Here is a 12934-nt window from a genome sequence, read left to right as displayed (position 1 = left end):
GGGGTTTGACGCCCCGTCCGACGTTTCAAACTCTAGCCGATCCCCGCTCCGAAAAGCGAATCCAGCCGCAACCCAATTAAACGAGCACGCCGAATAAGCACCAGGCCGTCACGCGGAAAAGCGAAACGACCGGCACCAGCCGGAAGTGGTGTTTCAGAGGATTGGCCGCCCCGGGACCGTCCGCGCCGATGCGTGTCCGGTGCTCCCTGCCGAGCGACTAGAAAACACTACCCCTGTCTGGCGCCGGAGGCAAACCCGTCCCGGAGACGGTCCTGGTGCAGAGTGTCCGGCCGGGCTTCACGTACTCCCCGTTGGGATGGTCGTTGCCGGTGACCCAGTGGCGGGCGGCTGCCTCGTCGCGGCCGCCGTCGCGGTGGCGCCGGAGCAGGCGCTCCTCGCGGATGTCGTCGTCGGTGTGCACGTACCAGAGCTCGTGCAACAGTCGGCGGGCGTCGGACCAGGGGGCGTCGGTGGAGGCGAGGTAGTTGCCCTCGGTGATGACGAGACGGGTGTGCGGGCGGACCACATGGCGGGCGGCGACCGGTTCGTCCAGGGTGCGGTCGAAGTCCGGCACGTAGATGTCCTGGAAGCGGTCGCCGGCGATGCGGCGCAGCAGGGCGACGTAGCCGTGGGCGTCGAAGGTGCTCGGGGCGCCCTTGCGGTGGATCAGGCCGAGGCGGTCGAGCTGGGTACCGGAGAGGTGGAAGCCGTCGAGCGGGACGTAGGCGGCGGTGCCGGGGCCCTCGGCGCGTTCGACCTCGGCGACCAGGTGGCGGGCCAGGGTGGACTTGCCGGCGCCGGGCGGGCCGGCAAGTCCGAGGATCGTGCGGGCGTTGCTGCCCGGGCCGCGGAGGAAGCCGAGGGCAAGGGCGGTGAGGCGGTCCTCGTTCATGGCCGCACCTTACTCAGCGGCCGGTCTGCTCAGCGGTCGGATTGTTCAGCCGCCGGTTTGCTCGGCGGTCGGCCTGCTCAGCGGTCGGCGAGCGCGGGCAGGTCCAGGGTGAGGGTGCCGGCGTCGGCGTCGAGCAGGGCGGGAACGCCGAGCGGCACGGTGAGGGTGGACGGGCAGTGGCCGAAGCCCAGCTCCCAGAGGACGGGGACGCCGAGCCCGCCGAGCCGGTCGAGCATCACCTCGCGGACCCGTTCGGGCCGTCCGCAACCCTCCCAGGAGCCGAGGACCAGGCCGGCCACCCCGTCGAGGGCGCCGGAGCGCAGGAGCTGGGTGAGCAGCCGGTCGAGTTGGTAGGGGTGTTCGTTCACGTCCTCGAGCAGCAGTATGTCGCCCTCGTACGAGGGCCGGGCCGCCGGCGTGCCGCGCTCGGCGGTGAGGACGTGGAGGCAGCCGCCGGCCGTGACGCCGCGGGCCCGGCCGGGGATCAGCGGGGCGGCGGTGGGTGAGGTGAGGACGGTGACGGCGGCGGGGTCGAAGAGGGTGCGGCGCAGGTGCTCGGCGGTCGGGCCGTCGGAGACGAAGGAGGCCCCGGCGGCCAGCGGTCCGTACAGGGTGGCGAGGCCGAGCCGCTGGGCGAAGGCCTCGTGCAGGGAGCTGACGTCGCTGAAGCCGATGAAGGGCTTGGGCCGGGCGGTGCGCATCGCGGTCCAGTCGAGCAGGTCGACGATGCGGTGCACGCCGTAACCGCTGCGGGCGCAGATGACGGCGTCGACGGTGGGGTCGAGCCAGGCGGACCGGAGGTCGTCGGCACGGTCGGCGTCGGTGCCGGCCAGGTAGCCGAGGGCGGGGTGGGTGTCGAGGACGTGCGGGGCGACGGTGACGCGCAGTCCCCAGGAGCGGAGGATCGCGCACCCGGCGGCGAGGCGTTCGGCGTCGACGGGGCCGCTGGGGGCGACGACGGCGATGTGGTCGCCGGGGCTCAGGTGCGACGGGCGGGTCAGCCCCTGGCCGAGTGTGGTCGGGTGCTGGTCCATGGCCGGGCCGCCTTTCAGGCGCGGGAGCGGGATGCGGGCGGTCGCGCCGTGGCCGCGACCGCCCGGTGACGATATGCCCCTGGGTCGACCGGCCGATGTGCGCGGGTGGCGGTCCGCTGTTCGGCCGGTTCCCGCGGGAGGCGTCCTGCAGGAGCGCGGGAAACGCGGCAGGGCCGTCCGGGATGGACGGCCCTGCGCAGGCCCGTGCTGGTGGCCGTTCCGGGACGGCCGGCAGCACAAGCCGACAACCGCTTCACGCGCCCGACGGTCGTGGCGTCAGTCCTCCACGACCAGCGCCTGGGTGTCCTTGCGCAGCGTCTCGCCGCGGAAGAACTCCGGCCGGACGAAGCCGTACCAGGTCATCAGCCCGGCGCCGAGCAGCAGGATGCCGACGCCGATCACGAAGACCGAGCCGATGCCGAGGACCGAACCGCTGCCGTAGTCGGGGGACCAGGCATCGGTGAGGGTCTGCAGGAAGACCGCGCTGAGCAGCACACCGCCGAGGAGCGGGGCGACGCCCTTGAGCAGCAGGTCGCGGGCACCGGTGCGCAGCGACCGGCGGAAGTGCCAGACGCAGGCGAAGGCGGTCAGCGCGTAGTAGAAGCAGATCATCAGACCGAGCGCCAGGATGGTGTCCTGGACGACGTTCTCGCTGATCAGACTCATGCCGACGTAGAAGACCGCGGTGGCGATGCCCGCCGCGACGGTGGCGTAGCCGGGGGTGCGGTAGCGCGGGTGGACCGCGCCGAAGCGCGGCGGCACGGCGCGGTAGGCGCTCATCGCGAGCAGGGTGCGGGCCACCGGGATGAAGGTGGTCTGCAGGCTGGCGGCGGCGCTGGCGACGACGGCCAGGAAGAGCAGGATGCTCCACGGCGAGCCGAGCACCGGGCGGGCCAGCGCGGCGAAGACGTTGTCGGCGGTGGCCGGGTTGCCGAGGCCGTTGCCGGTGCTGCCGACGCCCGCGAACATCTGGGAGGCGATCGCGACCAGCAGGTACGAGCCGACCAGGGTGACCATGGAGATCATCGCGGCGCGGCCGGGCGTCTTGGCGCTGCCCTGGGTCTCCTCGTTCATGGTCAGGCAGGTGTCCCAGCCCCAGTACATGAAGATCGACAGCGACAGTCCGGCGGCGAACGCGCTGAACGAGCTGACCTCGAGCGGATTGAGCCAGGAGAAGGAGAAGCCGACCGAGTCGGGCAGGTCGCCGGCGGCCGCCTTGCCGATGGCGATGACGGAGAAGAGCACCAGGACGGCCAGCTGGAGGCCGACCAGGCCGTACTGGAACCACTTGGTGGCGGTCATCCCCCGGTAGCTCATCGCGGTGGCGCCGGCGATCAACAGGACCACCGTGAGCAGGTGGACGGCCTTGTTCTGGTCGAGTTCGGTGACCCAGTCGCTGCCGGTCATCTCCCCGAGCATCAGGTACAGGAAGTCGGTCGCGACCCCGGCCAGGTTGGAGAGCACGATGATGGTCGCCACCGTCAGGCCCCAGCCGGCCATCCAGCCGACCCGGGGGCCGAAGGCCCGGACGCCCCAGGTGAAGGACGTGCCGCAGTCCGGGAAGTCCTTGTTCAGCTCCTTGTACGCGAACGCGACGAGCAGCATCGGCAGGAAGCCCGCGAGGAACACCGCGGGCATCTGGACGCCGACCGCGGTGACGGTCGGGCCGAGTGTGGCGGTCAGGCAGTAGACCGGGGCGACCGTCGAGACGCCCAGCACCACACTGCTCAACAGGCCGACGGAACCGCCCCGTAGGCCCTTGTCCCCCGCTCCCCCAGCGGTCCCCTGATCCGCGGGGACTCCACCACTGGTGCCACTGACCGGGGCACCCTGCGGAGCGCCGGGCGCCATTGCCCGGCCGCTGCTCGTGTGCTCTGAGAGCTGCTGATCAAACACCAGCGCACCCTAGATGCGGGTACGGAAGGTTGAGTAGACCAACCCTTGGTGATCTGAGCCACGTGCTTCGATTCCTCCCCATGGAGGGCGAGCCGACTGATGCATTAACGGCTCGCCAACGCAGGTACCTTTGTTTCAAAGGGGTCGGGTCAAGAGAATTTCTCCGTTTTGCCAAGGTTCGACACGGTTTACCCCCGCGCCGCGGGCAGGGCCGGGAGTTCACCACCACCTGAGTCGGATAGGTTTGCCTAACCTAATCTCAACTCGTGAACGGAGCGTCGCGTGTCCCCCACCTCCGACGACCTGGCCCTCTCCTCCCGCACCTCCGGCCGCCGCCGGTTCCTCACCACGGCGATCGCCGGCGGGGCGGTGCTCGGCCTCGGCGGACTGCTCACCGCCTGCGGCAGCTCGGGCGGATCCGGTGGATCCGGTGGATCCGGCGGCAGCGGCGGTTCGACCCCGGCCGGCGGCGGCGCCTCGCCGAACCAGAAGTCGGTCAAGCAGGGCGGCGACGACTACGCGACCGTGGTCGAGAAGATGAAGGGCTTCGGCACCGACGCCGCCCCCGGCGTCTACCCGCGCACCCTCAGGCACGCGATGGGCGAGACCGTCATCCCGTCCAGGCCCACCCGGGTCGTGGTGCTGGACACCGGCGAGCTCGACAACGTCGTCGCCCTCGGCGTCCAGCCGGTCGGGGTCGTGCACACCGACGGTTCCAAGTCCCTGCCGTCGTACCTCAAGGACAAGGCCGGCAACCCCGCCGCCGTCGGCACCATCAACAGCCTCAACCTGGAGGCCATCGCCGCGCTCAAGCCGGACCTGATCCTCGGCAGCCAGCTGCGCGCCCAGGACCAGTACGCGCAGCTTTCCAAGATCGCGCCGACCGTCTTCTCGCTGCGCCCCGGCTACCCCTGGAAGCAGAACTTCCTGCTCAACGCGAGCGTGTTCGGCCTGGAGGCGGAGGCCAAGGCGCAGCTCGACGCGTACCAGGCGGCGGCCGCGGCGATCGGCGCGAAGCTCGGCGACAAGCGGCCCACCATCACGCCGCTGCGCTTCATGCCGGGCCGGACCCGGCTCTACGCCGAGCTCTCCTTCATCGGGACCATCCTCACCGACGTACCGCTGCCGCAGCCCAAGATCGAGCAGGTCCAGGAGCTCGCGGTGGAGGTCAGCCCGGAACAGATCGACAAGGCCGACGCCGACTGGATCTTCTACGGCGTGTACGGCAGCCCCAGCTCGACCAACCAGGACACGGTGCTGGGCGGCGCGCTCTGGAAGACCCTCGGTGCGGTCAAGTCCGGTCAGGCCCGGCCGGTTTCGGACGAGACCTGGTTCCTCGGGCTCGGTGTCATGGCGGCGAACGCGGTGCTCTCCGACCTCAAGGGCTTCGTCGCGCCCGGTAGTTGATCCCACCCGGCGACGTGGGGCCGGTGTTGAGGGCGGGGTCGACGGGCGTTTCCGGGCGTCGACCCCCGCCGGGGGCAACGGTGTTCGCCGGACGCTGTCCTGGACGATCCGGGGGTGGTTCCGCGAGGGTCCCGCAGGGGTGTCGCGGCCTTCTCGCGGTGGTATCGCGCACTCCGTCGGGTCCGACGCTTGGAGCTGATCGCCTGGTGCGGGAGGATCGTCGGGACCATTCCCCGAAGGGCCCGCAGATGACCTCGCTCCATCCCGCCGTAACCGACCCGTCCCTGCCCGGTCCGCCCGGGGACAGCGCCGGCTCGTCACCCCCGTCCACCGCGACCGGCCCGATGTGCTCGATCGCGACCGCCGCCGAGCCCGGTGCGGCCGCACCCGCCGCCCCGGACGGGGCGGCGCGCCAGGGCGGTGCGACGCGCCACGACTCGGTGCCGCGGCCGCGCAGCCGGTACGACGCGGAGGCGCCGCCCGTCCTGCCCGCGCCCGGCCCGGAGGCCGACGGCGACCCGGCCGACGGCGATCCGACCACCGAGCGGCTGCGGGCGGCGTTCGCCGACCGGCTGCGGACCGCGCGCGCCCAGGGCCGCTCCGTCGCCGAGCTGGCGGAGGCGTGCCACCGACCGGTCGCCGAGGTGCGGGCCCTGCTCGGCGCGGACGTGGACGTGGAGGAAGGCACGGACGCGGAGGCCGAGGAGGCCGAGGACGGTCCCGCCGCGCCCGGTGCTTCCACCGACCGCGCTGCCGCGGCACCCGAGGCCCTCGACGGACCGACCGGGAGCGGGGCCAGGGCCGGGTTCGTCCGGTTCGGGTCCGTCGCCGCGCCGGCCGAGGGCTCCCTGTCCGTGCCGGGCCCGCGTCCGGTGCGCGAGGAGCCGCGGATCCTGGTGTCCCGGCGGCCGTCGCCCTCACGGCGACTGCGCCGGATGCACCCGCAGGCCGACCAGACCGGGCAGGGGGCGACCGCACGGGAGACGGCCGCGTCCGGCCCGACCGGAACGGGCCTGCCGGGTGCCGCCGGCTGGACGGACGGACCCGGCGGCGCGGCGGGAGCGGTGGCGCAGGTGCCGCCGCTCGGAGCCGGGGCCGGAGTTCGAGCCGACGTCGGGGGCTCCGGCGCGGCCGGCTCCTTCGTCGTCGGTCCCGCTACCCGTCCCGGTGCCGGTCCCTCCACCCGCCCGTCCGCCGGGGCCTCGTGGGCCGAACCGCCGCTCGGCATCCTGATCGGCGGCAGCCCCGGGCCCGCCGAGGCGCCCGGTCGGCCGGAGGAACGCGAGCCGGTCCGGGTGGCGGCCCGGCCGATCCGGGTCGGCCTCGGCACCTGCCTGGTCGTGCTGCCGTCCTGGCGGCCCGCCATCGCCGTCTCGGTGCCGACCGACCAGCTGCTGTCCGCCACCGGGCTCGGCTTCGAGCAACTGGCCGACGCCCGGCTGACGGTGCTGATGAACCCGGCCGCGCTGCACGACCGGGAGCTGGAACTGCACGGCTGGGAGCCCGCTCCGGCCGGGCGGGCCCGGCGCGGCGGGCGCGCGTAGTCCCGCTCCGCCGGGCCCCGCTCCCCCGGGCCCCGTTCAGCCCCGCTCAGCCGCGTTCGGCCACGTCCAAGCGCGGTCAGCGGCGTTCAGCCGTCCTCGGACGAGCGGGCCGGGCGGGCCTGGCGGGTGACCGGGGCGTTCGGGACGTACCCGAGGTCCACGGGCACCGGCGGCCGCCCGTCCACGGCCCAGCCGGCGCGGACCGCGTCCAGCAGTTCCGGCAGCGCGGGCGGCCAGAGCGCGTCGGCGTTCTCGTCGGCGAGGTCGGCCGGGGTCCACCAGCGCCAGTCCAGGATCCGGTCGAGGGCGTGCACCGCGCTGACGTCGCCGACCGGGCCGCGGTGCGGTCCGCCGGTGAGGTAGATGTGCTCGTGCTGGCGGACCGGAGTGCCGTGCCAGGTGAAGTCGTGCTCCCAGGTGCAGAGCAACGGGCCGGGTTCGAGGTCGGTCCAGCCCGTCTCCTCCCACAGCTCGCGCCGGGCGCCGTCCCACGGCGTCTCGCCCGGTTCCAGTCCGCCTCCCGGCATGGTCCAGTGCACGCCGATCTCGTCGTTGTCCGAACGGAGCAGGAAGACCGAGCCGTCCTCGTCCAGGACCACCGTGCGGGCGGCCTGCCTCGGCCGGCGTCTGGGGGAACGCAGCAGATTTCGCATCGGGTCACTCTCGCAGCGGTCGCCCGGAGGCGTCGAGCGGATTCGGCACTCCGGTCGGGTGCTCGATCCGGCCGGTCCGTCGTGGCGGGCGCGGGACCCGCCGGGCGGCCGTACTCTGACGGCCATGCCCGTACCCGCGATCATCTTTCCCGCCGATCCGCTCAACCCGCGCCGGCCCGACCCGCACTTCGCCTGGGAGGCCAGGATGCTGCGGGAGTTGGGCGGCGACCACCACCTGGTCGACCACGACGGGCTGCTCGTCGGCCGGGCCGAGGAGGCCGTCCGGCGGGTGCCGCGGGACAGCGGCCCGCTCTGGTACCGGGGATGGATGCTGCCCTCCGCCCGGTACGCCGACTTCGCCGCCGCGCTCGCCGCCCGTGGCGGCAACCTGCTGACCAGCGCGCCCGGTTACGCGACGGCCCACGAACTGCCCGGCTGGTACGACGTGTTCGAGGGCGCGACGCCGGCCAGTGCGTGGATCCCGTCCGACGGACCGGTGGTGCCCGGTCCGGCCGAGCTGGCGCAGGCCGTGGCCCGGCTCGGCGGGCAGGGGCCGGCGATCGTCAAGGACTACGTGAAGTCGCGCAAGCACGAGTGGCACGAGGCCTGCTACGTGCCCGAGTTGGCCGACCTCGCGGCCGTCGGCCGGGTGGTGGAGCGGTTCGTCGAACTGCAGGGCGAGTTCCTGGCGGGCGGCGTGGTGCTGCGGCGGTACGAGGAGTTCGAAGGCGCGGGCGTCCCAGCGGAAGGGCCGGTCATGGAACCGGACACGGCACCGGTCATGGACGGCGCTGACCGCGTTGCCGGCGCTGACGCCGTTGCCGGCGACGAACGGGCCGTGGAGGCCCGGGTGTGGTGGCTCGACGGCCGGCCCGTCCTGGTCGGGCCGCACCCGGACGCCCCGCGCCGGGCCGTCGAGCCCGACCTCACGGACGTCCCGGCGCTGGTCCGCAGGCTCGGCTGCCGCTTCGTCACCACCGACCTCGCCAGCCGGGCGGACGGCTCCGGCTGGCGGGTGGTCGAGGTCGGGGACGGCCAGGTGAGCGACCTGCCGCGCGGGATCGACGCCTCGGGTCTGCTGGCCGCGCTGATCGCCGCCTGACGGCCCGTGCGTGACGGGCCGCCAGGCGGTTCGCAGGCCGGCGGTGGGAGGGTCTATCCGGCGGCGACGGCCTTGACCGCCGGGTGGCCGTCGGCGATGAACGCCTGCCAGAGCCGGGCGTAGGTGCCGCCCCGGGCGAGCAGTTCGGTGTGGGTGCCGTCCTCGACCACCCGGCCGTGGTCCAGCACGATCACCCGGTCGGCGCGCTCGGCGGTGGTGAGGCGGTGGGCGATGACCAGGGTGGTCCGGCCGCCGCTGAGCCGGTCCGCGGCCTGGTTGACCATCGCCTCGGTGGCCAGGTCGAGGGCCGCGGTGGCCTCGTCGAGCAGCAGGATGTCCGGGTCGACCAGCTCGGCCCGGGCCAGCGCGATCAGCTGGCGCTGGCCCGCTGAGAGGTTGCGCCCGCGGCCGGCCACCTCGTGGTCGTAGCCGCCCGAGAGCCGGACGATCATGTCGTGCGCGCCGACCGCCCGGGCCGCCGCCTCGACCTCGGCCGCCGAGGCGTCCGGCCGGCCGTACGCGATCGCCTCGCGGACCGTGCCCGCGAACAGGTACGCCTCCTGCGGCACCACGCCCAGGCGGTGGCGGTACTGCGCCAGGTCGTAGCGGGTGAGGTCGACCCCGTCCACCCGGACGGTGCCCTCCGTCGCGTCGTAGAACCGGGCGACCAGCTTCACCAGCGTCGACTTGCCGGCTCCGGTCTCACCGACCAGCGCCACCGTCTGCCCCGCCGGGATGCGCAGGTCCACGCCGCTCAGCACCGTCGGGGCGCCGTCCGCACCGCCGTTGTAGGCGAAGCCGACCCCCTCGAAGGAGATCTCGCCGCGCAGCCCCTTGGCCACCGGCACCGGGTCGGCCGCCTCGGCGGTGGTGGTCCGGGTGCGCAGCAGCTCGCGGATGCGGCCGAGGCCCACCGAGGCCTGCTGGTAGCCGTCGAAGACCTGGGACAGCTGGTTGACCGGCGCGAAGAACAGGTCGATGTACAGCAGGTACGCGACCAGCGCACCGACCGTCAGCGTCCCGGCGTCGACCCGGGCGGCGCCGACTATCAGCACCAGCGCGGCGGCCAGGCTGGAGAGGAACTGGACGAACGGGAAGTACAGCGAGATGTAGAGCTGGGCCCGGACCCGGGCGTCGCGGTAGGCGATGCCGCGGGCCACGAAGCGGTCGGTGTTGGTGTCCAGGCGGCGGAAGGCCTGGACGATCCGCATGCCGGCCACGTTCTCCTGGAGGTCGGCGTTGACGGCGCTGATCAGGTCGCGGGAGCGCTCGTACTGGTCCCTGGACTTCTTGCGGAACACCAGGGTGGCGATCACCAGCAGCGGCAGGACGGCGAAGACCACCAGGGCCAGGCCGGCGTCGATGATCAGCAGGGCGGCGAAGATCCCGGCGAAGGTCAGCAGGCTGACCACGGCGGTGACCATGCCGGTCTGGAGGAAGGAGGTCAGCGAGTCCAGGTCGGTGGTCATCCGGGTCATGATCCGGCCGGTCAGCTCGCGCTCGTAGTAGTCCAGGCCGAGCCGGTTGAGGTGGGCGAAGATCTTGAGCCGGAGCGTGTAGAGGACGCGCTCGCCGGTACGGCCGCTGACCCGGTTCTCGGCGCCCTGCACCGCCCAGTCCAGCAGGACCACGACGAGGGCGGTGAGCGAGGCCACCGCGACGCCGCCCATCAGGCCCTTGCGGACGCCCTCGTCGATGCCGTGCCGGATCAGCACCGGCAGCACCAGCCCGGCGGCCGCGTCCAGGGCGACCAGCAGGAGGGCGATGAGCAGCGGGGCGCGGAAGGCGCGCAGCAGGCGCCAGAGGGTGAAGTCGGGGTCGCCGGCCTCGGCCTCGGCGCGGGGCACGGCCGGGGTGTCGGAGGCGGGCGGGAGGGCCGCGACCTTGTCCAGCAGGTCGGCGTCGGCGGTGCGGGCGGCCTTGGCCAGGGCGGGGGTGGGGAGGGTGGGGGCGGCCTGGGTTCCGCCGGTTCCGGCGGCGGCCTGCTGCTCGGTTTCCCGCCCGGACGCCGTTGCGGACGCCGTTGCGGGCTCCGTTGCGGGCTCCGTAGCGGGCGCCGCTTCGTCGGCTGCCTCCTCGGGGGCTGCCTCTTCGGAGGTGGACTGCCGGCCGGTGCGACCGGCCTCGGGGTCGGTGATCAGGGCCCGGTACTGGGGACATCGGGCTTCGAGTTCCTCGTGGGTTCCGAGGTCCAGCAGCCGGCCGCGTTCCAGGACGGCGATCCGGTCGGCGAGTTGGAGGGTCGAGCGGCGGTGGGCGATCAGCAGCGTGGTGCGGCCGGTCATCACCGAGCGCAGCGCGTCGTGGATCTCCGCCTCGATCTGCGGGTCCACCGCCGAGGTGGCGTCGTCCAGCAGCAGGATCCGGGGGTCGGTGAGGATCGCCCGGGCCAGTGCGATGCGCTGGCGCTGACCGCCGGAGAGGGTCAGGCCCTGCTCGCCGACCTTGGTGTCGTAGCCGTCCGGCAGCGCACGGACGAACTCGTCGGCCTGGGCGGCGCGGGCGGCGGCGAACACCTGCTCGTCCGTGGCGTCCGGGCGGCCGTAGGCGATGTTGGTGCGGACCGACTCGGAGAAGAGGAAGCTCTCCTCGGGGACGATGCCGACCGTCGCGCGGACCGAGTCCAGGGTGAGGTCGCGCAGGTCGTGGCCGTACAGGCGGACGGTGCCGGCGGCGGGGTCGTAGAAGCGGGGCACCAGCTGGGCCACCGTCGACTTGCCGGAGCCGGAGGCGCCGACCAGGGCGAGGGTCTCGCCGGGGGCCAGCTTCAGGCTGAGGCCGTGCAGGACGGGGGCGGGGTGCTCGGGGTCGTAGCGGAACTCGACCCGGTCGAACTCCAGGGCGACGTCGGGGGTCAGGGCTCCGACGGGGGTCAGGGCTCCGACGGGGGTGCCGCTCGCCGAGGTGGCGCCGCTCGCCGGGCTGTCGCCGTGCGCGAGGTCCAGGGTGCGGGCGTCCGGGCGCTCCTGGACCAGGGGGCGCTCGTCGACCAGCTGCAGCACGCGCTCGACGCCGGCCCGGGCCTGCTGGCCGACGGTGATGACCATGGTCAGCATCCGCACCGGGCCGGTCATCTGGGCGACGTAGGTGGAGAAGGCGACGAAGGTCCCGAGCGTGATCCGGCCGTCGACGGCCAGCCAGCCGCCGAAGGCCAGGACGCCGACCTGGGCGAGCGCCGGGATCGCCTGCATCGCCGGGTTGTAGCGGGCGTTCAGCCGGATCGACCGGAGCCGGGCCGCGAAGAGGTTGCGGGAGGCCGTCTCCAGCTTGTCGAGCTCCTGCGCCTCCTGGCCGAAGCCCTTGACCACGCGGACGCCGCCGATCGCGCCGTCCACCACGCCCGCGACGGCGGCCGCCTCCTGCTGGGCGGCCCAGGTGGCGGGGAAGAGGCGCTTGCGGCTGAGCACCGAGACCCACCACAGCGCGGGGGCCATGACCAGGGCGATCAGGGTGAGCGGCGGGGACAGCCAGACCATCACGACCAGCGACATGACGAACATCAGCAGGTAGCCGGTCATCATCGGCAGCATCGAGAGCAGGCCGTTGACCAGCTGGAGGTCGGAGGTCGCGCGCCCGACCACCTGGCCGGTGTCCAGCCGGTCCTGGCGGTGGCCGTCGAGCCGGCCGAGCGAGCGGAACAGGTCGCTGCGCATGTCGTGCTGGACGTCGAGCGCGAGCTGGCCGCCGTAGTAGCGGCGGACCTGGGTGCAGCCGAAGACCACGAGGGCGGCGAGCAGCAGCACCACCGCCCAGGGGGCCAGCGAACGGGTGTGGGCGACGATGACGTCGTCGATGATCAGCTTGGTGACCAGCGGCACCAGCGCGGTGACGGCCATGCCGAGGAGCGAGGCACCGAAGGCGAGCAGCAGGCTGCGACGGGATCGCCAGCTGTAGCCGACCAGGCGGCGCAGCCAGCCGGCCGACTCGGTGTTCTCGGCGGCGGGCTCGGCGTCTTCGGCGGCCGCTCCGGCGTTCTCGGCGGCGCCCTGCGGACTGGCGACGGGGGTCGGGCCGGGGGCCGGGGGGCCGCTCGGGGATTGCTCCACCGTGGATCCGTGAGTCTCAGGCATATTTAGGGATGCTAACCATTTCGTCGGGTGGCCGCCACGCCGTTTCCGACCCGGGCGAGGTCGGGGCGGGCCGGGGCAGCCCGGATCGTCCGGTCCGGCGGACAGGCCAACAGCCTGCGGCCTGCGCTGATTCCCGATCGAACACGCGCAGGGCCGGTTCGCCTCCCGGCCGCTTCCAGGGTCACCGACGGCACGCACCGCGCCCAGCGGCCCGGGGACGGGCGGGCGCCATCCCTTGGGACTAGACGAGTAGTTCCGAAGTCGGTCAGTGGTCGTAGGCGATCAGTGAGCGGGTGACGGGTTGGCCGGTGGTCCGGTTGTGCCAGATCGCGCAGG

At 73.4% G+C, this 12934-nt stretch carries 8 protein-coding genes; 3 read left to right on the top strand and 5 right to left on the bottom strand.

Annotated features, from left to right (window positions below):
- Window positions 1-217: 217 nt before the first annotated feature.
- The 3 genes from ACFY0X_RS36575 to ACFY0X_RS36565 form a co-directional block, all read right to left on the bottom strand.
- A complete protein-coding gene (locus ACFY0X_RS36575; RefSeq protein ID WP_387760836.1) occupies window positions 218-892 on the bottom strand; it encodes a nucleoside/nucleotide kinase family protein in 675 nt (224 codons plus the stop codon).
- Window positions 893-969: 77 nt separating this feature from the next.
- Window positions 970-1926, bottom strand: a complete 957-nt coding sequence (locus ACFY0X_RS36570) for an LD-carboxypeptidase (protein WP_387760835.1) — start codon at window positions 1924-1926, stop codon at window positions 970-972.
- 276 nt (window positions 1927-2202) lie between these two features.
- The gene (locus ACFY0X_RS36565) at window positions 2203-3777 is read right to left on the bottom strand and encodes an APC family permease (RefSeq protein WP_387760837.1); all 1575 of its coding nucleotides are present in this window, start codon (window positions 3775-3777) and stop codon (window positions 2203-2205) included.
- Window positions 3778-4104: 327 nt separating this feature from the next.
- On the opposite strand from ACFY0X_RS36565, the gene ACFY0X_RS36560 reads away from it, so the two are divergent.
- Both ACFY0X_RS36560 and ACFY0X_RS36555 read left to right on the top strand, forming a co-directional pair.
- Complete coding sequence (locus ACFY0X_RS36560; RefSeq protein WP_387760834.1) at window positions 4105-5229, top strand: ABC transporter substrate-binding protein; 1125 nt, start codon at window positions 4105-4107, stop codon at window positions 5227-5229.
- Between the two features lie 248 nt (window positions 5230-5477).
- Window positions 5478-6773 (top strand): hypothetical protein, encoded by a 1296-nt coding sequence (locus tag ACFY0X_RS36555; RefSeq protein WP_387760833.1) that lies wholly within the window; start codon window positions 5478-5480, stop codon window positions 6771-6773.
- Window positions 6774-6859: 86 nt separating this feature from the next.
- Here ACFY0X_RS36555 and ACFY0X_RS36550 read toward each other — a convergent pair whose 3' ends face one another.
- Window positions 6860-7426, bottom strand: coding sequence for an NUDIX hydrolase (locus ACFY0X_RS36550; protein ID WP_387760832.1), 567 nt, complete (start codon window positions 7424-7426; stop codon window positions 6860-6862).
- 124 nt (window positions 7427-7550) lie between these two features.
- Between ACFY0X_RS36550 and ACFY0X_RS36545 the strand changes: the two genes are divergently transcribed.
- Complete coding sequence (locus ACFY0X_RS36545; protein WP_387760831.1) at window positions 7551-8528, top strand: ATP-grasp domain-containing protein; 978 nt, start codon at window positions 7551-7553, stop codon at window positions 8526-8528.
- Between the two features lie 53 nt (window positions 8529-8581).
- Here ACFY0X_RS36545 and ACFY0X_RS36540 read toward each other — a convergent pair whose 3' ends face one another.
- Window positions 8582-12598, bottom strand: a complete 4017-nt coding sequence (locus ACFY0X_RS36540; protein ID WP_387760830.1) for an ABC transporter ATP-binding protein — start codon at window positions 12596-12598, stop codon at window positions 8582-8584.
- Between the last annotated feature and the right edge of the window lie 336 nt (window positions 12599-12934).

The organism is Kitasatospora sp. NPDC001547 (assembly GCF_042894165.1).
Lineage (GTDB): Bacteria > Actinomycetota > Actinomycetes > Streptomycetales > Streptomycetaceae > Kitasatospora.
Note: the sequence above shows the minus strand (reverse complement) of the source record. Positions and strands in the feature narration are given on the sequence as shown.